Source organism: Veillonella seminalis (assembly GCF_003992065.1).
GTDB lineage: Bacteria > Bacillota > Negativicutes > Veillonellales > Veillonellaceae > Veillonella_A > Veillonella_A seminalis.
This window is the reverse complement of sequence record NZ_RQUZ01000019.1, coordinates 1-25015: the sequence shown is the minus strand read 5'-3', so window position 1 is coordinate 25015 and position 25015 is coordinate 1. Positions and strand designations below refer to the sequence as shown.

Sequence of the window (25015 nt, the reverse complement as noted above, 5' to 3'; positions counted from 1 at the left end):
AAATTTGCACAAAAAATGCCACCGAAAGCTGGTGGCATTTTTTTATGTCTCAGTTTCGGCTCGCTAAAGCGTCACTAAAACTTAACCTACATATCTTATTTTTCCCAATCTCGTTCCTGATTGGCCATAGAGAAACCTTCCTGATTATTCATGGAGAAACCGTCTACACGTTCATAGTCGACCGTCATATCATAATCTTTAATAGTCTGCGCCAAATGTTTCACAAGGCCCCATGGATTTTTTAATGACAGTTTAGCTTCTTCACCCACCAAAACCCAGAGGATTTTATAATGTTTCGGATCCACCTTTAAATGCTTTTCACCTTTACCGTCCGTAAAGTAAACAAGCAGATCCGCTTGCATTTGGTTGGCATACTGAACAACCGGAGTGAAAAGCGTGCTGCCTCTGGCGGTTACGCGGGGCTGCACGTCTTTTAGAGCATTGACCGTGTAGGTCCGACGAATCACGCTATCGCATTCCACGACGGTAATTTCAAAGTCATAACTCTTGGTGATTTCCAATACTTCAAGCATGGCCTGGCGGAAGGCACCGTCCGTAATACTACCGCTGCAATCAAGGGCAACTACTACTTTAGCACGCCGTTTGCGCAAGGTTCCGCGCAATTCCAAACGTTCCGGCTGACGACGACTACGACGGGTCGTCGTTTTTTTATGCCCCCACGCCACCGAACCGACCAAGCGTTTTAAATACACCGACCACGGCAACGAGGCTTGGTGTTTTTTCATATCACTCAAAAGCCCCGACAAATAACCGGCCAATTCCCCTTTTTCAGAGTTTTCCACCATCTTATTCGTGAGCTGTTGCTGTGAATCGCCGTCGACCTGATCCGATTCGCCCCACAAATCATGGCTCTTGGCCGCATCAAAGGTATCGGCCACATCCGGTGAATTACTCATAGGCGCATCGCTCAACGTATCCTCAACTTCCGTTTCACCGTCCGTTTCACGAGCAATATCTATGTGTGCCTGAATCTCATCCACATAGCATTCCAACGGCTTAAAGGCCACCACGGTGGTGCCGAAATTCTTATTGAGCCACTTCACGTCAATCGCATTAGGCGGCAACGGGTCGATATAGTTATTAACCACGATGTCCATAGCCAGATTAATGGCGAGTGGCGAATACCGCTGATATAGGCGCTTAGCGCGCACCAAATGAAGTGAAATCACATGAAGGATTTCATGCTTAATGGAACTAATCATTTGCGCCGGCGTCATGTCGAGAAAAATTAACGGGTTAAAATACATCACATAACGACTGCCTTTGAAGTTAATCCCTGTGCCACTGGTCATACCGAAACGTAATTCCTGACCGACCTGTAAAAAGAAATAGCCGAAGAAAGAGTCACTTTCAATAAGGCGCAAGTTTAATTTAGACACCAGTTTGAAAAAGCGGTTTTCATACTCTTTATCGACGGTAAAATCGCTCGTACCGGCCGTCAAATCACGTTTGCCCGCCGCCAACGCCGCCGCTTCCGTAATCGCATAGCCGATAGAATTCGTATAAGCATTATCTTTAATTTCCTGGGCCCGCTGGAGCGCATCACGCTCTTGCTGCCAAGCTGTTACCAGTTTTTTGGTAATCGCCAATAGGGCTACGCGTTCCGCATCCAATGGATCCTGATTACTAAGGCTGCCGGCTTCAAGCTTGGCTCCGCCGTTCTTTTCCTTTTCGGCATTGACTTGCGAATCAGGTTTCAATGTGCGTCTGGTTACAATATCTATTTCACCATTCATAGCTTATAAGCTCCGCTGTAAATCAAAGAAGTTATTTACAAACTCATCACTTTTGATGGCTTCCTTATAAAAACGCGGGTAGGTGTTACGAATATCCTTCATAACTGCCATTTGCAAGTCTTCCGGATAAGCTTTTAAAAAGTCCATAAAGCGGTTAATCACTACCTGAGCCGCTGCTTCGTCAACAAACAGCTGATTGGCTCTCATTTCAATGACCCGCATTAAGTTTTTAGCCGTCAAATAAAGACGGGTATGACTTTCTTTCTTAAGACGTTCCAATACAGATTCCGCCATGATTTCACCGGTAAATACATCATCATATGTAAGAAGCGGTTCATGGTCAGCTTCTACGAAGCTCACGAATTCCTGTGCAATCACTTTGCCCACATTACCGCGGATAACGTTAAAGAACACATCTTTACCGATGGCTTCTTTATTCGCTTTATACATGGCATACAACGCCGATACACGTTCATAACTACGCGGTGTGGCGTAAATATCGTCTTCGTTCATCTTGTGTAAATATTCCGGATAGGTACTGATGAATTCCATAACCATCGGTTCCAATTTGGCTTCCGCCGCCCAATCGAGCCACTGCATGTAATCCGGTTCCATCTGGAGCCACACGAAACGGTTCTGCTGGGCCACGTCCATTTCCACCGTCTGATAGTCATAGCTGTTCGTCGGGTTCATAGCCGCTACGATATGTACGGAATGACCAAGGTTAAAGCCGTTGATTTCACGGTTCAAAATCAAGTTCATCAATTCCTGCTGTACCGCATGTTCACAGCGGTTGATTTCGTCGATGAACAAGAGTACCTGCTGACCGGCCGCCATATAGTCGGCAATCTGCTTTAATTTATAGTGAATAGCATAAACAGTCACTTTTTCCGTAACCGTCGTGCCGTCATTCATTTTTCGTGAAAAACTGTCTACCGTCGGTAAACCGCCGATTTCGCCTTCTTTTAATAAGTTGCCGTCGATGGTTACGAGTGACCAGCCGTTTTTTACAGCCAAACGATGTGCCAAAGAGGTTTTACCAATCCCCGTTTCACCGACTAAAAGCGGTACCTGACCGGCCGATAATACCAACTCAACACTTCTCATTGTTTCTACAAAGTTCATATATGTTTCCTTTTCCCTTATTTAATATATTTTAAATTATGATTTTCATCCGGGACAGCTTTTACATAAGCGTCCGAACTCTATTAAAATTTGAACAGTTTTAAAATCTCAGTTGCTTAGCTCTCAATAGTTTAGAATTTTAAACGCTCATCAACTGCGATGGGCCGTATTAAAAGTCTTTAAAACTTCAAAAGCTCATCAACCGCGATGCGGCGTGCTTTTTGCGTACCGAATTGGTCGATAAGACCGACCACATCCGCCTCAAAGCCTTTATTATGCTTACCGATGTACGTGCAATTAAGTAAATCACGCACGTACTGTTCGCTCGTGTTTTCATCAGCCAAAATTTCTTTCAACCGTTCTTCCAAGTAAATTGGTGGAATCATGTAATCCGGTGGCAAATACTTGGTAATCAAACTGCTGATGCCGATAAAATGAAGTGCTTGATCTACCGTCACCGTGCCCAACAAGCGTACTGCCTGCGGGTCTAAAGTGACCGCAAAATCAATAGCTTCCGGTACCGGTTCTTTAATATAGCTGAGAGCCTGATAATTCTGACCTACCGCAGCGAGTTGCACCGCTTTGGACGGGTTCTCGATAAATTTGATGGCGTCATAATTCGACTTTACCGCCAAAATTTGAAGCTCTTCGCTCGGGGCTTTTACATATTGAATGGCCCAGCCCGACTCGGCTAAGGCCAAGCGAACCAAGGATTCGTCGGGATTTTCAATCAAGCCCAAGTTATTCCAGCCCTTGCTTACCACTTGTTCCAGTATCTCATGGGACGGGTTTTCAATGTATTGAATCGCTCGCGGTGCATTGGCTAAAGCAATATCTATCATCTCCGGGGTCGGATTTTTGATGAACTGCAACACCATGCCGTTTTTACGAAGCGCCGTTAACTTCATTTCATCCGTAGGATTGTCCATTTGCGCTAAAGCAAACGGATTAATGCTTAATATGCGTAAATTCTTTTCGTTATCCATAGCTTTCCCTTATCTGTCGCTCACAAGATGTTAATTCTAGAATAAAATTCAAATCTCGGCGACATATCTCTGACTTCTATTTTAAAAATTGCAATTTTAATTGCATTCTATTAAATTGAATATTTTCGTTTCTTATATATATGATACCACTTCTCAATAATATTGTCTTTAAAATTATAGCAAAAAAAGAAAAGCCGCCTTATATGACAGCTTTTCTTCACTCATAAAATTCCCTATTAAATTTAGATATTTATAGTTTATGATTCATGTTTTGCCAAAAAATCAAAAATATGCTGATTTACTACAGTCGGTTGCTCTTCCGGTACAAAATGGCCGCAATTATCGATGCCATAGCCCTCTACCTGATTGGCTTTTGCTCGCCAACCGGCTAATACATCCCATAATTTACCGACAACACCGTTTTTACCCCACATAACCAATAGAGGTGTCTTTATAATAACTTTATTAGCCATATCCACTTTATCAAATTCACGATCAATCGTGGCTGATGCTCTGTAATCTTCCGAAATACCGTGAATCGTTGCCGGATCGGCAAAGCAACGAATATATTCCTGCAATACATCTGCCGTAAAATTAGCCCGTGCCGTAGGTCCGACTTTGCGTTCCAGATTAAAACGAATGAAATAGTCCGGTGCCGCACCTAATAAAGTTTCCGGAAAACCGGTCGGCTGAATGTAGAAAAACCAATGATAATATTTAGTGGCAAATTCCTCATTCGTATCGGCATACATTTCAAAGGTAGGCAAAATATCCATCATAGTACAAGTCAAAATACGTTCCGGTTTATCCACTACCATGCGATGACACACACGAGCTCCCCGGTCGTGACCAATCAAATGGAACTTCTCAAAACCGAGTTGACTCATCACCATAAAATGGTCTTCGCCCATAACGCGTTTTGAATAATTCGAATGATCCGGCAAGCCCACCGGTTTAGAACTGTCACCGTAGCCTCGTAAATCAGTCATGACTACCGTGTATTGCTCAGCCAACTTTGGTGCTAAAAATCGCCAGATTAAATGTGTTTCCGGATGTCCGTGCAACAATAATACAGCCGTATCCCCATGGCCGCCTACCCATGTATTTATCCGGATGCCCGGTTCCGTTTCAATAAATTGCTGCTTAAATCCCGGGAAATATGTTTCCTCCAACATACCGCCACCTCCTCATATTAAACGTTCAATTTGGCCTTTATCATATTTTTTATCCCACCCGCTTCTAAAATAGACAAAACATACGGAGTAAACGGTTCTACATGAGCCACAACCTCACCATCGGCCATGAGCGTGCCTTTTTCCAAATCCAAAGAAATAGTTTTGTGATTTAAATCTAATTTACTGATGACGGGACACACTACGAGAGGCAAGCCTAAATTAATGCCGTTCCGATAAAAAATACGGGCAAACGATTCCGCAATAACGGCACCCGCTCCAATCCCCTTCAAGCAAATCGCCGCATGCTCACGAGAAGAACCGCAGCCGAAGTTAGTGCCGCCTACGACAATATCGCCGGCTTTAAACGTGCTCGCAAAGGACGGATCGGCCCCCTGCATGGTATGCGGAATAATATCTTTTAAATCGGTTAACTCTACAAAACGGCCCGGATAAATTTGATCCGTATCAATATTATTGCCAAAGGTAAACACTTGGCCCTCAATGACTTTATTCATACCTATACTCCTTATTATTTATTAATATACCATCAATCTTAACGTAATTTTTTAGCTGTATAACTTACAAATTCAAATTATAGACTTAATTTAGTTCATCCGGTTTTGCCCATTATAAATAAGGGGTAGGATCTGTAATTTTTCCATTAATAGCCGATGCGGCTACCGTCGCCGGCGATGCTAAGAAAATGTGCGCATCCGTTGCGCCCATACGGCCCGGGAAATTACGGTTAGTCGTAGTAATACAGTATTCACCGGATGAAATCATCCCTTCATGGGTACCTAAGCAAGCGGCACAGCCCGGCGTTACAAAGGTGGCCCCCGCTTCTACCAAGGTTTGTACATAACCTTTAGCCATAGCTTCTAAAAATACACCTTTAGATGCCGGCACAATTACGAAGCGAACCAGACGCGGAATATGTTTACCTTTAACAATTTCAGCGGCTACTTTTAAATCTTCTACACGACCGCCTGTACAAGAACCCAAATAAGCCTGATTAATGGTTTGACCTTCGTATTTTTTCAAATCAAATACATTGTCCACACTGAATGGGGCGGCCACTTGCGGGGTCAAGTTACTTACATCAAAGGTAATTTCATCGGCATATTGGAAATCCTCATCAGTTGTATATACTTCGTAATCTTGACCTTCCACAAGACCTTTTTGGGCAAAAAACTCCTTAGTCACCGCATCCGGCTGGATGTAGGAAGTTTTGGCCCCCATTTCAGTAGTCATGTTGCATAAAGCCATGCGTTCGGACACGCTCAACGCATCAATAACAGGCCCTGCAAATTCAACGGCTTTATATACAGCGAAATCCTCCTTCAATTGACCAATAGCATGCAAGATAATATCTTTCGCGTAGACGCCTTCAGGCAATGTTCCGACAAAGTTAATCTTGATAATTTCAGGCACGCGGAACCACAATTGACCGGTAGCCAAAATAATCGCCAAGTCCGTAGCGCCAACGCCGGTACCGAAAGCACCGAAGGCACCATGTGTTGTAGTATGAGAGTCGGTGATAACGATGATGCGGCCCGGTCTTGACCATCCTTTATCCGCTACAACCTGATGGCAAACACCTTGGTCGATGTCCATAAGTTTTTCAATCTGTTGTTCCTCACAGAACTCTCTGAACTGACGCTGATTATCTGCCTGAGTAATTGTGGATGCCGGTGCATAATGGTCTAAAAACATGGCAATTCGATCCGGATGACTTACTTTTTTAGCCCCCATTTCAAAGAAAGACCGGATAGTTTGTAAATACAAGTCATTAATCCCGGCTAAATCAATTTCACAATTAATAATCTGTCCGGTTTTAACCGAATCCAAACCGGCTTTTTTAGCTAATAACTTTTCAATAGCGTGCATAATAACCTCCTCATTTACCGCCGTATCTTAACGGCTATACCTTATTACATCGTTAGTTAGTTCATTTGTCTTGCCAATTCTTATGCTTCAAAGTATACAGCTAACGATATATAGTGTAAAATACTTATAAATAATTATTTGATAGTTTTAAACTATCAAACGGGATATAAATCTGCCTTTATAATATGTCTTTTGTAATGTGCCCTTTATAATAAACTTACGCAAATACGACAACAGGAGGGATGATATTGGATATATTGAATACAATCACGCTGACCCAACTGAACTACTTCTATACAGTAGTTAACTCTAAATCTGTGCACGAAGCAGCAAAAAAACTGTTAATTACTCAACCCAGTCTTTCGGTGGCATTAAAGAACTTAGAGTCCGAATTACAACTATCACTCTTCGACAGATCCAAACGGCAGCTCACCTTAACCGCAACGGGTAAGCAGTTTTATCAGGAAGTCACGGCCTTATTAAATCACACAGCTAATCTTGAAGACCGCATCAAGCTTTTGCAAAAAGGTCGTCAGTTTATTCGCCTTGGCGTGGCACCTATGATGAGTTCCTTTATATTTCCCGTAATCTTTAACCATTTTCAAAAAGCTCATCCGGACATTGAATTTGAAGTCTACGAATCCGGCGTGCTCCGTTTAAAACAACTGTTAAAAGAACAAAAACTGGATATTGCCTTCCTTATTAAAGATGAATCCGATGCACAATCATTGGACTTTACGTCCTTGCTCGAAACAGAATATCACCTGTATGTAGGTCCCGATGATCCATTAGTAAACATCGCCGCTAATCGCCCAAATCAAATGATTACCTTGAATGACTATAAAAACATTCCCATGATTTTTTATAAGGAAACATCTTATATCCAGGCCATCATCACTAAATATTTCCAAATTTACAATGTTAATCCAAAGATTCGTTTACGCACTAACCAGATACACACTATCACACAATTAGTCCGTGACTCGGTGGCTGCCGCTTTTATGACAGACAAAATAGTCACGCCCTCAGATGGCTTAATTCGTATTAATACAGATATTAATTTTCTCATCACTATAGGCGTTGCCACCAACCGGCAAACTGTAATCACACCGGCTATGAATACATTTATTCAGTTTTTTGAGGAAAATAAGGAAATCATTTAAAAGAATTTCATCAAACACTTTCCGTATCCGCCAAAAATAAATTTAACAAACTAAAAAGCGCCCCCGCTTGCACGCTGTGCAAGCGGGGGGCTTTTACAAACTATGTAATTATACGAGCCATCACGAGACTCACATCAAGCAGTCAGCTCTTATTTAGTAGCTGCCGCATAATGAGCGTTTACTTGATCCCAGTTAACGAGATTCCAGAAAGCTGCGATGTAATCAGGACGAGCATTCTTGTATTTCAAGTAGTATGCATGTTCCCAAACATCAAGGCCTAATACAGGAGTTTTGCCGTCGCTAAGCGGGGAGTCCTGATTAGCAGTGGACAAGATTTCAAGCTTGCCATTGTTTACTACGAGCCAAGCCCAACCGGAACCGAAGCGGCCGGTAGCTGCTTTACCGAATTCGGCTTTGAAGTTTTCGAAGTTTCCGAAAGCTTCGTCAATAGCACCTGCAATCGCACCGGTAGGATTACCGCCTGCGTTCGGAGCTAAAATGTTCCAGAAGAAAGTATGGTTAGCATGACCGCCGCCATTGTTGCGGACAGCCGTGCGGATATCTTCCGGTACAGCGTTCAAATCAGTGATTAACGCTTCTACGTCTTTTTCACCCAATTCAGGATGTTTTTCAATAGCAGCGTTTAAGTTAACAACATACGTGTTGTGATGTTTATCATGATGAAAATGCATTGTTTCTGCATCGATATGCGGTTCTAAAGCTTCGTAAGCGTATGGTAATTCCGGTAATGTGTATGCCATAAAAATACCTCCTTCCCCGTCCAAGGGGATAAAAACATAATACATAACAAAGTGTTACGAAAAAAAAATTATCGAATTTTATAATCATCGATTGCCTTTTGGCAACCGCAATTCACTAGATTTAATTTTTTCAATCTTTCTATTTGTTAATGATAATATTTTTCATTTATCTTGTTTAGTAGTAAAAACGTATATTTGTAATAAACATTTTGTAAGTGTGTTATTTCACAAATCAAACGGCTTTATTTCTATATGTCCACTTTATATTTAAAATTTTAAATATAAAATTTAATGCTGGCTTATATCTTGAGTCACGCTTAATTTTTAATTCCCACTATTTTTGTACCCATAGCTACAGACTATTAATATTACCTGCTTTATAATGTAATCATAAGAAATAAAGTCATATTTTATGGATAAAAACAATCCAAAAAGACATTTCTTACTCATACACCGTAATGATAGCTAGCAATAATTTTTTGTTTTTTGACATAAATTTTTATATATATGTCATAAAAAGTCTTATTTTTACACATCTTTTATTTTTAGCATTTTAACAATCGAAAATTAATATCATTACAATTATTGAATTAAATACCAATTCGGTATACACTTAAAGCATCTTATAATAATTCTTTATTTCCTTAATGGAGGTACCACAATGCAAAATACTGCATGGAAAGGCTTCATTACAGGTGTATGGGATAAAGCCATTGACGTTCGTGACTTTATCCAACGTAACTATAACCCCTATGTTGGGGACGACTCATTTTTAACCGCGCCTACCGAGCGTACACTTAAACTTTGGCAAGAAGTCCTTCGTCTTTATGATGAAGAAAAGAAAAACGGCGGTGTTATTGATGCCGACACGGATATTGCCACTTCGGTGTCCTCTCACGGCCCGGGCTACATCATTAAAGAATTAGAACAAATCGTTGGCCTCCAGACCGACAAACCGTTAAAACGGGCTATGTTCCCGTACGGCGGTTTACGTACAGCCAAAAGCGCTTTACAAGAATACGGCTTTGAAATGGACGCTCAGCTGGAAGACTTTTTCAAAAAACATCGCAAAACTCACAATGACGGCGTTTTCGATGTGTACACCCCGGAAATGCGTGCCGCTCGTTCCGCACACATTATTACCGGTTTACCGGATGCGTACAGCCGCGGTCGTATCATCGGTGACTATCGCCGTGTAGCCCTTTACGGGATTGACCGCTTAATCGAAGAAAAAGAAAAAGAGTTCGCCATTACTATGGGCGACATGACGGCTACGATTATTCGCGACCGTGAAGAAATTCGTGACCAAATTCGTTCCTTAAAAGAATTAAAAGCCATGGCGGCTTCTTACGGTTTTGATATCAGCCAGCCGGCTAAAGACGTAAAAGAAGCGATTCAGTGGTTATACTTCGGTTATTTAGGCGCTATTAAAGAACAAAACGGCGCTGCCATGTCTATCGGTCGTAACACCGTCTTCCTCGACATCTACGCTGAACGTGACCTCAAAGAAGGCAGCTATACAGAAGAAGAAATTCAGGAAATGGTTGACCATTTCATCATGAAACTTCGCATGGTGCGTTTTGCCCGCATTATCGAATACAATAACCTCTTCACCGGCGATCCGGTTTGGACAACCGAATCTATCGGTGGTATGGGCTCCGACGGTCGTCCGCTCGTTTCCAAAATGTCCTTCCGTTACTTGCACACGCTTACCAACTTAGGCCCGGCTCCGGAACCGAACCTCACCGTTCTCTGGTCCCCTCGCTTGCCGGACGGGTTCAAACGTTTCTGTGCTAAATTGTCCATCCAAACGTCTTCGATTCAGTATGAAAACGACGAATTGATGCGTCCTAACAGCGGTGACGACTATGCTATCGCCTGCTGCGTATCACCTATGCGTATCGGTAAAGAAATGCAGTTCTTCGGCGCTCGTTGTAACCTCGCAAAATGCTTGCTCTATGCAATCAACGGCGGTGTCGATGAAAAACTCAAAAAACAAGTTGGACCTAAATATCGTCCGATTACTTCCGAATACCTTGATTTCGATGAAGTAATGGAACGTTTTGACGACATGATGGAATGGTTGGCCGGCGTTTACGTGAATGCCCTCAACATCATTCACTACATGCACGATAAATATGCATACGAAAAATTGGAAATGGCGCTTCACGACCGCAAAGTTACGCGTTGGTTTGCCACCGGGATTGCCGGTTTATCCGTAGTAGCCGACTCCTTGTCCGCTATTAAATATGCCAAGGTAAAACCGATTCGTGATGAAAACGGGGTAGCTGTTGATTTTGAAATCACAGGGGATTTCCCTAAATACGGTAACGATGATGACCGTGTTGATGATTTGGCGGCCTTCGTTGTATCCGCATTCATGAACAAAATCCGTAAACATCCTACCTACCGCGAAAGTGTGCCTACCATGTCCCTTTTGACAATTACATCCAATGTAGTATACGGTAACGCCACCGGTAGCACACCGGACGGCCGTAAACAGGGTACACCGTTTGCACCGGGTGCTAATCCGATGCACGGACGTGATTCTCACGGGGCTGTTTCTTCCATGGCTTCCGTTGCCAAAATGCCTTGGCGCGATGCAAGTGACGGTATTTCCAACACCTTCTCCATTATTCCGGATGCACTCGGTAAAAACGGAGAAACCATGGTTCGTATGAGTGATTTAGACATCGATCTGGATCTTGATGCAGTTTTACAGAGCGATATGCCGACCGGTTTACCTGTCAATAATGAAAACCTGGCCTGTCGCGAGCCTAATGTTTCCATTTCCGAAAAGGAGGACAAGTAATATGAGCAACGAACAACAAATCGATAATTTAGTAGAATTATTGGACGGCTATTCTGAAAAAGGCGGTCATCATTTGAACGTTAATGTGTTTGACCGTGAAATGCTTCTCGATGCGCAAAAACATCCTGAAAAATACCCACAGTTGACCGTTCGTGTATCCGGTTATGCCGTGCACTTCAACAAATTGACGAAACAACAACAGGACGAAGTTATTTCTCGTACCTTCCACGAACAAATGTAACTTCGCCTTATCCCCTTCTCAGTAGTTATATATAGTGCAATAGGCTCCCCGATTCGAGGAGCCTATTGTCATATTTAAGACTTAGACCTTAAGCTGAACTATCCTTCAGAAGGTCAACCGTATTTTTTTGAAAGGCGTACTATGATTGGACGAATTCATTCCTTAGAGACCATGGGCACCGTTGACGGCCCCGGTGTACGAATGGTGCTATTTTTACAGGGCTGCCCGATGCGCTGTGCCTATTGCCATAACCCGGATACGTGGGATGCGCAGCAAGGTAAAAATATTACCATTGAAGAAGTATGGGAGCAATTTGAGCGAAATCAGAGTTTTTATAAAAACGGCGGTCTCACTGTCACCGGCGGCGAAGCTTTAATGCAAATTGACTTTGTCATCGAGCTCTTTAGCTATTTCAGAGAGCGTGGCATTCATACTTGCCTCGACACAAGCGGCATCTACTTTGAAGAAAGCCAGCGCGAAACCTATGAAAAGCTTATGGCCGTAACGAGCCTCGTTATTTTAGATTTAAAAGAAATCGACGATGATAAACATATCGCCCTTACCGGTCAAAGCAACAAGCAAATCTTAAAATTTGCCCGCTTCATCGATGAACACAATGTGCCTATTTGGGTGCGCCATGTAGTCGTTCCTACTATTACCGACAATGCGGATCGTTGGTACCGCCTCGGCTTCTTCGCCGGTTCTTTGAAAAACCTCGAAACTATCGACTGCCTGCCTTATCACGTGATGGGTGCCTCAAAATATAAAGAAATGGGCATCGCCTATCGCTTAGAAGGTATTCCGCCGGCCGGCAAAGCACTGGCGGCGAAAGCGTCAAAAGTCGTACTGGAAGGGATAAAGGCATATCGGCGACAGTGGTGGAGTAAGTTGGCACCGGCTTAACAGCTTGCGAAATTTTAGAAAATCGTACTAAGGGAAAAAAGCACAATATACCTATCTTGAATACCCATTAGCCGAACGGGTGGGGGTTGAGAGATAGGTATATTGTGCTTTTCTATTAAGAATTTTAGAATATATTTCGCAAGCTATTCTAGAGTTGTGATTTATAAGCCGAGATCAACCAGCAGTTGTCCTACGTGTTCTTTTGCTTTAACGCCTCTATAAATGTGGGCCAACACGCCTTTTTCATCGATAACGAAAGTGGAGCGTTCGATGCCGATAGAGATTTTACCGTAAAGTTTCTTTTCTTTCATAACACCATAGGCGTTGCAGACGGCTTCATCAGTATCCGCCAAGAGATTAAATTGAAGGTCATATTTTTCTTTGAAATTAATATGACGTTTTACGGTATCACGACTGACACCCAATACAACGTATCCGGCATCTTGTAACTTTTTATAAGCTTCGTTAAATTGTTGAGCTTCAATGGAACACCCCGGTGTATTATCTTTCGCGTAGAAATATAAGATTACTTTTTGACCGGCTAAATCTTTTAAACTTACCATTTCATTTGCATCATTAACAACGGAAAAGTCCGGTGCTTTATCGCCAACTTTTAAATCTGACATGGTATCACTCCTTACTTCTATACATGCTGCTATTCACTAAGATATAGCATAACTGCAATATAATACTAATTCTCTTTAATCAAACAATATCATTGCTTATTTTATTATACACCATTCATAACTAATTTGCGGAAAGGCTAAAGTACAAAAAAGCGGACGCAATTTAGTTAATTATTTCAAAAAAATAACGATTTCAGCCTTATATCTAAAAATCTCACTATACAAATATCTCAAAATACATTATAATTATATTGAAATATTCAGATTTAACATGACAGTTTTAATTGCATTAGAACTGTCGTATATATAGGGAGGTTTGTTAATGAAATTTTTAACCGCAACAGTAACAACGGGTATTTCCTTTGGATCCGCCTTGGCTATGATTGTCAGCTATGCTAACTGGCATTCCATTCCTTGGGCCATTATTCACGGTCTATTCGGATGGCTCTACGTTATATACTTCGCTTTATTCAAATAGATCCCCCTTAATCCCACTCCTAAAGGAGAAAGGCATTGCCATACCGAGCGGCAATGCCTTTCTTCTTTTTTATTTTATTGATAAGGCCACCATTTTTCTTTTTAAAATAAATGGTGGCCTTTAAACTTTTATCTCAAATTTTCACGAAAATACTTTTAATGTGCAAAATAGTTAATAAACCATACGATACAAGGTACCGCAAACAGGTCAACCAAGAACGCACCGCAAAGCGGCACAATTAAAAATGCCTTCGTGGACGGACCGAATTTTTCAGCAACGGCTTTCATATTCGCCATCGCATTCGGGGTCGCACCTAAACCATGACCGGCCATACCGGCACACATAATCACCGCATCATAGTTTTTACCCAAAACAGGGAACGCCACGAACATATTGTACACAATCATAAAGATAACTTGCGACATAAGGATTACAATCATTGGCAATGCCAAATCGGCCAATTCCCATAACTTCAACGTCATCAGCGCCATGGAGAGGAAAATACCGAGACACACATCCCCGATAAGCCCGATGGTAGGATTATGCAACTCAACGAAGTGGAATTTATCGTTAATATTACGAAGTAATACAGCGAAGAACATACCGCCTACATAGTTCGGTATGGCAATCCCCCACCAAGATTTAAAGGCTACGGCCAATTCCATACCTACGACCATACAAATAGCTATAATAAAACCATGCAATAAAAATACATGAGCGGCTACTTCTTCACTAATTTCCTTGCCTTCTTCGATTTTTTCAACAGTTAACGCTTCGTTTACACTGGTTGTATCCGGACCGGCTACTTGATCTAAATCCTGTGCTAAAGCAGCTTTTTCAGTATCCTCAGCCAACTCTTCCTCTTCAGTGGAGTGTAAGTTATATTTATTGATGAAAAAGCGTGCGATTGGTCCGCCCACTACACCACCGGCTACAACGCCAAATGTTGCGGCTGCCATCGCTACCGCCGTAGCACCGTAAACACCCATAGCTTCTACTTCAGGTCCGAAAGCACCTGCATTACCGTGCCCGCCTTCCATAGATACGGCGCCCATTAAAACACCAAGTAAGGGATCAAGCCCCAACACTTTAGACCAAGATACGCCGATTACGTTCTGCATGAGGGATAAAAAGGCACAAAGAGCCCAATAATAAAATAATAATTTACCGCCTTTTTTTACAAGCTTAAGACTGGCAATCAGACCTACGGTAGCGAAAAATGCCAACATAAACGGCGTTTGTAAAATTGTATCCATTTTAATATTTAAAATATTAGTCTCATGTAAAACCAACATAAGCAAGGAAAATGACAAACCGCCTGCTACCGGTGCAGGAATACAAAAACGACTCAAAAAGCCGACTCGATTAACAATGATACGCCCCAATAACAGCAATAAAATTGCCAGTGCCAATGTGGCAATCATATCAAGCTCAATAACCGGAATACCTTGTTCCCACAAAAATTTCATACTTTCGCCTCCTAGCCAACAAGAATAAAATTATGGCTAACACCCTGTTTACACATAAGATGCGGCCCGCACCCGACCGCGAAAAGGCTATAGCATTCCCTCAAAAGCTTCTATACTACAGGTTCCCATAGGCTACATTTTCTACACTATAGCTGACAATCCGACTCTTCTCCATGCTACACAAATACTCCCACAAATGAATACCTTTACACTCACAATTTAAAGTATTCGTTAAAAATTCAATTTCTCCTGTTAACAACAACCTATAACTTAAAAATATATTCTATATTCTTTTAAATTATAGTCACAGGTGATTCATAATGATTTTCATTGACTTTTTTTGCTTAATTATGCATATTTTTGATTAAAGGCAGGTGTAATTTGTAGTAGATATATCTCATATAAAATAACAAAAGACTGCAATCCGGATTACTGTTTACAGATATTACACGCCATATCCTCAGATAGTATAACCCCGGCTGCAGCCTTTTTTATTTCATGTAAACTTACCCTGAAATTATATTATTCAATTTCAATGGGCGAAGTAGTTAATAAACCATACGATGCACGGCAAAGCAAATAAGTCAATTAAGAACGCCCCGCAAAGCGGCACAATTAAGAAAGCCTTAGTGGACGGACCGAATTTTTCAGTAACCGCTTTCATATTAGCCATCGCATTTGGCGTTGCACCCAAACCATGACCGGCCATACCGGCACACATAATAACCGCATCATACGTTTTACCCAACAATGGGAATACGATAAACAAACAGTATACAATCATGAATACTACTTGTGCCCCCAACACGACAATCATCGGAATTGCCAAATCTACAAGTTCCCATAATTTGAGTGTCATCAATGCCATAGATAGGAATACACCTAAGCAATAATCACCAATCAAATTAATGGTTTCCGTATGAAGTTTAACCACGTTGAGCTGATCATTAATATTACGCAAAATTACGGCAAAGAACATAGCCCCTACATAGCTTGGAAGTGCAATACCGAGGCTGCCTTTAAGCCAACTGCCCACCATTAAACCTATGGTCATACAAACGGCAATGATGGCCGTGTGAATAAATAAAGAGTGAGCCGAAATCGCTGATTCCGCATATTCACTTTCCTTTTTAGCCGCCTTGGCATCATCGGAACTCGAGCTTACACCGTTATTACCGCCGGTTGCCGTTACAGTACCATCACCAGCCAACTCCAATGCTTCAGTGGATTTCAAGTTATTCTTATTCAGTAAGTACTTAGCAATCGGACCGCCGACTAAACCGCCCGAAACGAGGCCAAAAGTTGCGGCCGCCATTGCTACGGCGGTGGCTCCGAATACGCCCATAGCTTCTATTTCCGGACCGAAGGCACCGGCTGCCCCATGGCCCCCTTCCATAGATACAGCCCCCATCAATACACCCAATAACGGATCGATATCAAATACTTGGGCTAAAGAGACACCGATTACGTTTTGCATAAGTGACAAGAAGCCGCAAAGAAGCCAATAAAACAATAGTAATTTACCGCCTTTTTTTACCAATTTAAGACTGGCAATAAGCCCTATTGTGGAGAAAAAGGCCAACATAAACGGCGTTTGCAATAAGGTATCCATTTTAATGATTAAAATGTTACTCTGATGCAAGATTAACATTAATATAGAAAACAAGAGCCCGCCGGCCACCGGTGCCGGAATACAAAAACGCCCCAAAATACCGATTCGATTAACCATGACACGCCCTAGAAGCAATAGCAAAATTGCCAGCGCCAATGTAGCAATCATATCCAACTTAATCACCGGAATACCCTGTTCCCATAAAAATGTCATACGTCCGCCTCCTAAATAGTAACAATTCAAAAAAATTCATACATTCAAAACACGCACATTAAAAAATGATTTTATATCATTCTTATAATTACTTCTACGCATAAATTTGATTTTCCTGCTTATTGTATACAAAAAGTCAAAAATATAGACTATAAAATAAAAATAATCTTATACGACTTTATATGTTATACGAGTTTATAGGAGAGAGTCCGCCCGAAAATAGGGTTATAAAAACAGAAACAGCATCCTCGTTCTGTTCCAGAACGAGAATGCTGTCAATTGTTACACCAAATAATACACTTAACGCCACCAGATTATCTACACGCGGCAAGCTTTGCCCCCATTGCCATCGGTAAATGGCTTGCGGGTCGTTAAAGCCGAATGCCTCTTGTAAGTCTTTAACGGAGTATCCGCTTTTAATCCGTAAAGCTTGAATCTGAGCGCCTGTTGCTACCATATCAATTGCGGGAAACATCTTCATAATCATCGCCTCCTACCAATTAATGACCAAGTACCATTTGTTGATTCGCTTGTTAAGTCACCTTCTTATTATAACGTAAATTCGAAGAATTGTCATTAAACCGGAAGTTCAAACGATGATTCATAGGACTATAGCGTTAAATATATATTTTTTAAAAAAATCTATTTATTTTCTTTGATTTTATCATAGTTAAATAAAATGTTGAGCACAACAGCTGTCAAGGCACCGACTACAATGCCGCTTTCCAAGAGGATGCGCACAGAAGAAGGGAATTGGGCGAATAAATTAGGTGTTACCGTCACGCCAAGCCCCAAGGTAATAGAACAAGCTGCAATGAGCATGGTGTTGGAATCAGTAAGATCTGCTTTACCCAACATGCGAATACCGGCCGCACACACCATACCAAACATAGCAATCATAGCACCGCCCAATACAGATGTCGGAATAATCGTGGCCAAGGCAGCAAACTTAGGCACCAAACCTAATACAACCAGCATAATACCGCAAACCACGATAACCGTCGTTTTACGAACCTTAGATAATTCAACGAGTCCCACATTTTGTGAAAACGTCGTATACGGGAAGGAGTTAAAAATACCGCCGATGATAGAGGCCAAACCTTCGGCACGATAACCATGAGCCAAATCTTTAGGCGTTAATTTTCGTTCACAAATTTCCCCCAAGGCCAAGAACACACCGGTCGATTCCACCATGCTCACCATGGCCACAATGGTCATGGTCAAAATAGCACTGGCATGGAAAGTCGGTAAACCGAAGTAGAACGGCTGCGGAATATGGACCCAAGAGGCCTCGGCAACCGGTGTAAAGTCCACCATGCCCAAGAAGAAGGCCGCAATCGTACCCACAACCAGCCCCAACAATACGGAGATGGCTTGAATGTAACCTTTGAAAAGGCGATTTAAAATAAGGATAAATACCAAAACGGCAAAACCGAGGCTCAAATTCATGGCACTGCCGAAATCAGAGCTGCCGAGTCCGCCGGCCAGATTATTCATCGCAACCGGTACCAAGGTAACACCGATAACAGTTACAATCGATCCCGTAACCACCGGTGGGAAGAAACGCACTAATTTGCCAAACCAATGAGAGATAATAAAAACAATAAGACCTGAAGTAATAATAGCCCCGTAAATAGCGCCCAAGCCCAGTTCTTTACCGATGGCAATCATCGGAAATACAGCGGTAAAGGTGCAGCCCAATACCACCGGTAATCCGATACCGAAGAAACGATTACGCCATACTTGAAGTAACGTTGCGATACCGGATGTCAATAAATCGGCACCGATTAAATAGGCGATTTGCATCGTTGAAAGATTCAAACTGCTGCCTACAATAATTGGTACGATAACGGCCCCTGCATACATGGCCAATACGTGCTGCAAGCCTAAGAAAAAAGTCTGACTTTTGCGTAATTCCATTATTCTGCCTCCTTCGGATGACGCGCTTTTAATTCTACTGCCATTTTACCCTTGCCTTTACCATCGGGACTGCCATGCGTATAACCGACAACGTCGAAATATTCGGCACAAGCATCGGCAATAGCTTCGTAGTCCTCGTTTTTACTCTTCGTGCAGGTGGAAATATGTACCGCATCAACGCCTTTTTTACGAAGTGTTTCCAGTTTCTTTGTCAAATCACCTCCGGAATGGGTAAACCCGACCAGTTCAATATCTTCACCTTCATAGCGCTCAAAGGAATCTTTTTTGCCCATAAACGCACCTAAACAACCGCCGCAAGAACAACGTTGCATCGTATCTTCGTTAACCAATATGGCTATCTTTTTCATAATTCACCTTCATTTCTTTTAATCCGCTTCAATTATGTTACTAAAACCATCCTCAGTAATGTGTGCCCTACTTTATGTGGTAAGGCTCAATTTACCGACATCGTTGTTTTCACAATTCGTGAAATACTCTTTTAAATCGTAAATTTTCGAAGAATTGTCAAATGCCGCTTACTCATGAATAGCGTATATTTTTTCAAAAATATATGCTTAATTTAGCAGATATCACTCATATATTATATAACATTCCCCAAGGAATCAATGTAGCCACGGTCTCATTCTCACAGCTTTTACTATTTAAATTATTCATAATTTAAATCACTTTTGTACATTGTCACAATCTTGAAAAAAGCGTACAATACAAATATAAGCGTTATTCGAATTAAGTAACCGTTAGGAGGAAAAATCCATGGCTTATGCAACATTTCGAATTCCAAATACTATCATTCATGGCGATGATGCCCTCACGCACCTTTCTAAATTAGAAGGCAAGCGTGCTAGCATCGTAACCGGGGGCAACTCAATGCGCAAATTCGGCTTCCTCGACGAAACGAAAGCCCAACTTGAAAAGGCGGGTATGGAAGTCCAAATTATCGACGGCGTAGAACCGGATCCATCCATCAAAACCTGTAAAGAAGGCGGCGCTAAAATGGCCGAATTCCAACCGGATTGGATCATTGCCTTAGGCGGCGGCTCCCCTATGGACGCAGCCAAAATCATGTGGGTATACTATGAATATCCGGGTTACGATTTCATGGAACTTGTTAAGTTCAACTTCCCTAAATTACGCACTAAAGCACGCCTTATCGGCATTCCTTCCACCAGCGGCACCGCTTCGGAAATCACAGCTTTCAGCGTAATTACCGATACGGATAACAACATTAAGTATCCGTTGGTATCCCCTGATTTAGTTCCGGACATCGCTTTATTGGACAGCCGCATTCCATCCAAAATGCCACCGCTCATTACGGCACAAACCGGTATGGACGTAATAACTCATGCCGTTGAAGCATATGTATCCACAGCCGCTGATGATTTCACCGATCCATTGGCACTCCATGCCATTCAGTTGATTTTTGAATATTTGGAAACGGCTTACCACGAACCTGATAATATTCAAGCTCGCGACAAAGTACATAATGCGTCCACTATGGCCGGTATGTCCTTCACCAACTGCTCCTTAGGCATCGTTCACAGTATGGCTCACAAAATCGGTGGTGAATTCCACTTAACCCATGGTGAAGCCAATGCTATTTTGTTACCGTACATCATTCAATATAACAAAAAAGCTACCCAAAAATACGCTCAATTAGAAGGTATCCTCGGTATTGAAAATCTTGAACGTGCTATTTGGAATCTCAACAAACGCTTAGGCTTAAGCAAAACCATCAAAGACGGTTTAAATACGGTAATTCCTGAAGATAAATTCTTAGCCGTACTTGATCGCATGAGCCAACGTGCGCTTGATGATGCTTGTACATTAACTAACCCACGTAAACCAACCGTGGAAGAAATTAAAAAGATCTACGAAGCAGCTTACTACGGCAAGGATGTAAACTTCTAACTCTTTGTATGACTAAACACGGCATTATTTAGGAAGAAAAGCATACATCACTGTGCTCAGACTTCTAATTACTTCTAAGTTCCAACAAAATAATGCAATAAACGCGGTTTGCCCGAAAGGTGCAAACCGCGTTTTAATTTGATGAGACAAACTTATGTAAAGCACAAAACTAAATTTTCCCCAAAATCAGCCGTTAGTCCCTACTTTTTGTACAATATAATCCATAAATGTTTTCATGGTTTCCCATTTGGAGTTATTGTTACGATACACAAAGCAAACCTGCAAGTTTAAAGGTTTAGCTAAGGCATAGATACCATCCTTAATGCCAAGTGCATCCAACAAATGACGGGAAATAAGAGCACCCGCTTCATTGCGTTGGCAATAGTCAATCATAGCATACGGATTAGATAAACGAACCAAATGCGGCAAGGACTGACGACCTTCTTCCGAGAAGTAGGATTTCAAGCGATGACTCATAAAGTATTTTGGCGGATACATAACCATCGGATAATCCAACAATTCTTCACAAGACAATACTTTACCGGCCGGTAACTCACGTTTAGGTGCGTAATAAACTACGGAGTCTTCGCGGATAGCAATACTTTCATAGCTACTCATATCTTTATTATTTGGTAAGTAGCAAGTACCAATGTCAATGCGGTTTTCACGCAAATCCAGTAACATTTCTTCTTCTTCCATATCATAAATGGAAATTGAGAAATTGGGGTTAGTTTGTTGAAAATACGAAACATGCGCATTCATACGCACGTCACCGATACTCCGCAAAATACCTACGTTGAGCATAGGCTGTTCCAATTTATTGGCCAAACGAATGCTATGAATAGCTCGTTCTAATGTTTCGATAATATGCTCCGCTTCCGGTAAGAACTTCTCACCTTCCGCTGTCAGGCGGCTGCCACGGGTAGAGCGAGCTATTAATTTTACACCAACTAAACGTTCCAGTTTTTTCATCTGCGCACTAAAAGCAGATTGTGTAATATTAGCAGCTTGAGCAGCTAACGTGAAGTTACCCATTTTACTATAGGTTATAAAACTTTGTAACTCTTGCAGAGTAGGTAGTTCATCCATCTTATCATCTCCTTTTCATGCAATACATATTCATACATTCTCAGTAAGTATAAAAATCTTTCAACGACTGACGAAGGTAGTCCCTCTTCTTTAACCATAGTATACCATGTATTGAATCAGTTAGAAAAGAGATAGGTACAAAAAATTTATAAATTTTTATATACTTTCGAACATTAAATGATGACGTTAACGGTATTATTCAAAACTTTTATTAGTACTTTTATCTATTCATTTATAAACACTCTTAATCAACTAAAAAAGAGTATACCCAAGTAAATAAGTATAGATTTTTTGCATTAAATTCTCTAGAATTTACTTGATAATAATTAGCACATGCTTTCTCATGATTATTTCATCGTCATAAGATACAACGAATATTGAAAGTGGTTTTCTTTATATAAAAACCGAATAAATTTTTGCGATAATTTAAAATAAAAATCGCATTTTTTGCCGTTTCTAAATAAAAATCCCAAATCTTCGTATTGATTTATAATAGTATTCACTTGATATATACATTCATCCTTATCATGAATACTTTTTGAATATTTATTAATTCATACCTTGAAGTAAAGTAAAACTTTTAGACTAAATAAAGTTTAAACAGGAACCTACATAAAAAAAGATTACATTTCAATATTATTTCTTACCAAAAAAGTATACCAAAATTCAAAGTAAAATTCAAAGTGAAATTCAAGTCTGCTCTGTCTCCGCGGCCAACTTAATCCCCCAACACTTGAAAAAACAAGTGAAGTATCTCACCCCATTCCCGTAGGACTAAAAACGTACCAAAATCTCTGTAAATCGCCGGTAATTCGGTGAATATAAATTGACAGTTAGCCGCCAATATGCTATCATAATTGGGTATCTTATTCGGATACAGCTATTATATTTTTATTTTTTACTATGAGGTGATAAACACATGGCAACGAGAAGAGAAGCACGCTTTAAGTTATGTCGTCGCTTCGGTGTGAACGTTTTCGGTCACTCCAAAGCTTTAAAGCGCGTAAAGAAAGACCAACGTCAGAAAAAAATGTCTGAATATGGCATGCAGTTATTAGAAAAACAAAAAGTTAAAGCATATTACAACTTGCTTGAACGCCAGTTCGTACGCTATTATGATAAAGCGAAAAAAATGCAGGGTGTTACCGGTGAAAACATGTTAGTATTGTTGGAATCCCGTCTTGACAACCTCGTATATCGCATTGGCTTCGGTAACTCCATCCGTCAGTCCCGTCAGATGGTTAACCATGGCCACATTCTTGTTAACGGTCGTCGCGTAGACATTCCTTCCTACCAGTGCAAACCTGGTGATGTAATCGAACTTCGCGAAGCATCCCGTGACAACGAAATGTTCAAAACAAACTTCCAGGAACTTCGTTCTTTCGAACTTCCTTACATCACTAAATTCTTGGAAGGCTTCAAAGGTACTTTCAACCGTCTTCCTGAACGTTCCGAACTTCCTATCGAAGTTAACGAAACGCTCATCGTCGAATTGTACTCCAAATAAGAAGTACTTTACGAAGAACGCAAAAGAGCAACAGCCTCGGCTGTTGCTCTTTTTTTATTATCTTCAATATTTATTTTACTTCAACAATTTCATAGCTTCTGGAACCAAGTCCCATTTCTTCCGCTCTCTTAAGCGCTGCTTCCCAATCTGTATCCGGTGAAATATCATGGAAGTGATCCCAAGATTTTTCTTCTTTTTCATCAAGCATACTGCCCGGCATTGGCGGCTGAGCATTAACTTTGTCTACACAAGCCTGATCAAGAGCTACCAAATCATAAGATGCCATCATACCTACATCCGGTACAATCGGTAAATCGTTTTCACCATGGCAATCGCAATATGGCGATACATCCATAATAAAGCTGATATGGAAGCGTGGACGATTACGAACGATAGCTGCCGTGTATTCAGCCATTTTTTCACTTAATACGGTATTGGCTTCGTCCCATTTAGGTGAAATAGCATCAACCGGACATACGCCGACACAGCGACCGCAACCTACGCATTTTTCTTCCGTAATGAAGGATTTACCGTTAGTTACATGAACCGCATCATGAGCACAGTACTGTTCACATTTATGACAACCTACACAAATTTCCTGCTGTACGAAAGGTTTACCGGCACTGTGTTGTTCCATTTTACCGGCACGAGAACCGCCGCCCATACCGAGGTTTTTAATAACACCGCCGAAGCCGGCTGCTTCATGGCCTTTGAAGTGAGTCATAGAAATAACGATATCAGCATCCATTAAAGCACGGCCGATTTTAGCTTCTTTTACATACTTCCCGTCAGGAACCGGTACCAGTGTTTCATCAAGGCCTTTTAAGCCGTCGGCGATGATAACATGCGCCCCTGTATTATACGGATTAAAACCGTTCTGATAGGCCGATTCGATGTGATCGATAGCATTTTTACGTCCGCCTACATACAAAGTATTGCAATCCGTAAGGAACGGTTTACCGCCCAATTCTTTGATGATTTTTACCATGCGTGCTACATATGGAGGTTTAATATACGCCAAGTTGCCAAGTTCACCGAAATGCATTTTAATAGCTACATACTTGTTTTTAAAATCAATTTTGTCAATCCCAGCACGGCGCACAAGTCGTTCCATTTTGTCCAAAAGACTTTCCCCTACGCGTGTGCGCAACGATGTAAAATATACCTCTGACATACTCATGTCACTCCTTACCTGTTTACCTAAACGAATTTTTGGCCGCCATACGACGACTTAACCTATGTCTCTATTATACTCCATTTATTATCATATAGTTATCAACTAAATAAAATTTAGGGTTATAGGACATTTTGAGTTGGTAATTTAATCCCAAAGATAGTTAGGATATGGATCAGAGAAATGAA

Annotated in this window: 22 protein-coding genes; 7 read left to right on the top strand and 15 right to left on the bottom strand. The window is 41.3% G+C overall.

What is annotated here, in order from left to right:
• Positions 1 to 95 precede the first annotated feature (95 nt).
• The 6 genes from EO126_RS10365 to EO126_RS10340 form a co-directional block, all read right to left on the bottom strand.
• Positions 96 to 1757: a vWA domain-containing protein gene (locus EO126_RS10365; protein ID WP_006555715.1), complete on the bottom strand. Its 1662-nt coding sequence runs from the start codon at positions 1755 to 1757 to the stop codon at positions 96 to 98.
• Positions 1758 to 1760: 3 nt separating this feature from the next.
• Positions 1761 to 2882 (bottom strand): AAA family ATPase, encoded by a 1122-nt coding sequence (locus EO126_RS10360; RefSeq protein WP_006555714.1) that lies wholly within the window; start codon positions 2880 to 2882, stop codon positions 1761 to 1763.
• Positions 2883 to 3061: 179 nt separating this feature from the next.
• Entirely contained in the window at positions 3062 to 3868 is an 807-nt protein-coding gene (locus EO126_RS10355; RefSeq protein WP_127008802.1) for a hypothetical protein, read from the bottom strand.
• 257 nt (positions 3869 to 4125) lie between these two features.
• Positions 4126 to 5043: an alpha/beta fold hydrolase gene (locus tag EO126_RS10350; RefSeq protein WP_127008801.1), complete on the bottom strand. Its 918-nt coding sequence runs from the start codon at positions 5041 to 5043 to the stop codon at positions 4126 to 4128.
• A 17-nt stretch (positions 5044 to 5060) separates the two neighbouring features.
• Positions 5061 to 5558 carry a LeuD/DmdB family oxidoreductase small subunit gene (locus tag EO126_RS10345; protein WP_127008800.1) on the bottom strand — a complete coding sequence of 166 codons (498 nt, stop codon included), beginning with the start codon at positions 5556 to 5558 and terminating at the stop codon, positions 5061 to 5063.
• 112 nt (positions 5559 to 5670) lie between these two features.
• On the bottom strand, positions 5671 to 6930 hold the full coding sequence (locus tag EO126_RS10340; protein ID WP_127008799.1) for a 3-isopropylmalate dehydratase large subunit: 1260 nt from the start codon (positions 6928 to 6930) through the stop codon (positions 5671 to 5673).
• A 248-nt stretch (positions 6931 to 7178) separates the two neighbouring features.
• Between EO126_RS10340 and EO126_RS10335 the strand changes: the two genes are divergently transcribed.
• The gene (locus EO126_RS10335; RefSeq protein ID WP_164726743.1) at positions 7179 to 8093 is read left to right on the top strand and encodes a LysR family transcriptional regulator; all 915 of its coding nucleotides are present in this window, start codon (positions 7179 to 7181) and stop codon (positions 8091 to 8093) included.
• A gap of 149 nt (positions 8094 to 8242) precedes the next feature.
• Here EO126_RS10335 and EO126_RS10330 read toward each other — a convergent pair whose 3' ends face one another.
• Positions 8243 to 8854 carry a superoxide dismutase gene (locus EO126_RS10330; protein ID WP_006555704.1) on the bottom strand — a complete coding sequence of 204 codons (612 nt, stop codon included), beginning with the start codon at positions 8852 to 8854 and terminating at the stop codon, positions 8243 to 8245.
• A 661-nt stretch (positions 8855 to 9515) separates the two neighbouring features.
• Here EO126_RS10330 and pflB point away from each other — a divergent pair.
• The 3 genes from pflB to pflA all read left to right on the top strand — a co-directional run bounded on the left by pflB (position 9516) and on the right by pflA (position 12810).
• Positions 9516 to 11666, top strand: a complete 2151-nt coding sequence (pflB, locus tag EO126_RS10325) for a formate C-acetyltransferase (protein WP_127008797.1) — start codon at positions 9516 to 9518, stop codon at positions 11664 to 11666.
• A gap of 1 nt (position 11667) precedes the next feature.
• Positions 11668 to 11907, top strand: a complete 240-nt coding sequence (gene grcA3 / locus EO126_RS10320; protein ID WP_006555702.1) for an autonomous glycyl radical cofactor GrcA3 — start codon at positions 11668 to 11670, stop codon at positions 11905 to 11907.
• Between the two features lie 141 nt (positions 11908 to 12048).
• Positions 12049 to 12810 carry a pyruvate formate-lyase-activating protein gene (gene pflA, locus EO126_RS10315; RefSeq protein ID WP_127008796.1) on the top strand — a complete coding sequence of 254 codons (762 nt, stop codon included), beginning with the start codon at positions 12049 to 12051 and terminating at the stop codon, positions 12808 to 12810.
• A gap of 161 nt (positions 12811 to 12971) precedes the next feature.
• On the opposite strand, the gene bcp is transcribed toward pflA, so the two are convergent.
• Positions 12972 to 13436 (bottom strand): thioredoxin-dependent thiol peroxidase, encoded by a 465-nt coding sequence (gene bcp / locus EO126_RS10310; RefSeq protein ID WP_127008795.1) that lies wholly within the window; start codon positions 13434 to 13436, stop codon positions 12972 to 12974.
• Positions 13437 to 13758: 322 nt separating this feature from the next.
• Here bcp and EO126_RS10775 point away from each other — a divergent pair, with 322 nt between their 5' ends.
• Positions 13759 to 13914, top strand: a complete 156-nt coding sequence (locus EO126_RS10775; RefSeq protein ID WP_006555699.1) for a hypothetical protein — start codon at positions 13759 to 13761, stop codon at positions 13912 to 13914.
• Between the two features lie 155 nt (positions 13915 to 14069).
• Here EO126_RS10775 and gltS (EO126_RS10305) read toward each other — a convergent pair whose 3' ends face one another.
• From gltS (EO126_RS10305) to EO126_RS10285, 5 genes are all read right to left on the bottom strand, one after another.
• Positions 14070 to 15383: a sodium/glutamate symporter gene (gene gltS, locus EO126_RS10305; RefSeq protein ID WP_127008794.1), complete on the bottom strand. Its 1314-nt coding sequence runs from the start codon at positions 15381 to 15383 to the stop codon at positions 14070 to 14072.
• 532 nt (positions 15384 to 15915) lie between these two features.
• A complete protein-coding gene (gene gltS, locus EO126_RS10300) occupies positions 15916 to 17208 on the bottom strand; it encodes a sodium/glutamate symporter (protein WP_127008793.1) in 1293 nt (430 codons plus the stop codon).
• A 178-nt stretch (positions 17209 to 17386) separates the two neighbouring features.
• Positions 17387 to 17689: a helix-turn-helix domain-containing protein gene (locus tag EO126_RS10295; protein WP_127008792.1), complete on the bottom strand. Its 303-nt coding sequence runs from the start codon at positions 17687 to 17689 to the stop codon at positions 17387 to 17389.
• A gap of 161 nt (positions 17690 to 17850) precedes the next feature.
• Entirely contained in the window at positions 17851 to 19128 is a 1278-nt protein-coding gene (locus EO126_RS10290) for a nucleobase:cation symporter-2 family protein (RefSeq protein ID WP_127008791.1), read from the bottom strand.
• On the bottom strand, positions 19128 to 19499 hold the full coding sequence (locus EO126_RS10285; protein ID WP_040770786.1) for a CGGC domain-containing protein: 372 nt from the start codon (positions 19497 to 19499) through the stop codon (positions 19128 to 19130). Before EO126_RS10285 ends, EO126_RS10290 begins: the two co-directional genes overlap by 1 nt.
• A gap of 403 nt (positions 19500 to 19902) precedes the next feature.
• Here EO126_RS10285 and EO126_RS10280 point away from each other — a divergent pair, with 403 nt between their 5' ends.
• Entirely contained in the window at positions 19903 to 21057 is a 1155-nt protein-coding gene (locus tag EO126_RS10280; RefSeq protein ID WP_127008790.1) for an iron-containing alcohol dehydrogenase, read from the top strand.
• Positions 21058 to 21243: 186 nt separating this feature from the next.
• Here the strand turns inward: EO126_RS10280 and EO126_RS10275 are convergent, their stop codons facing one another.
• Entirely contained in the window at positions 21244 to 22146 is a 903-nt protein-coding gene (locus EO126_RS10275; protein WP_006555692.1) for a LysR family transcriptional regulator, read from the bottom strand.
• A 919-nt stretch (positions 22147 to 23065) separates the two neighbouring features.
• Here EO126_RS10275 and rpsD point away from each other — a divergent pair.
• Positions 23066 to 23653: a 30S ribosomal protein S4 gene (gene rpsD / locus EO126_RS10270; protein ID WP_127008789.1), complete on the top strand. Its 588-nt coding sequence runs from the start codon at positions 23066 to 23068 to the stop codon at positions 23651 to 23653.
• A 70-nt stretch (positions 23654 to 23723) separates the two neighbouring features.
• On the opposite strand, the gene EO126_RS10265 is transcribed toward rpsD, so the two are convergent.
• Complete coding sequence (locus EO126_RS10265) at positions 23724 to 24827, bottom strand: DUF362 domain-containing protein (RefSeq protein ID WP_206168775.1); 1104 nt, start codon at positions 24825 to 24827, stop codon at positions 23724 to 23726.
• Positions 24828 to 25015: the final 188 nt, after the last annotated feature.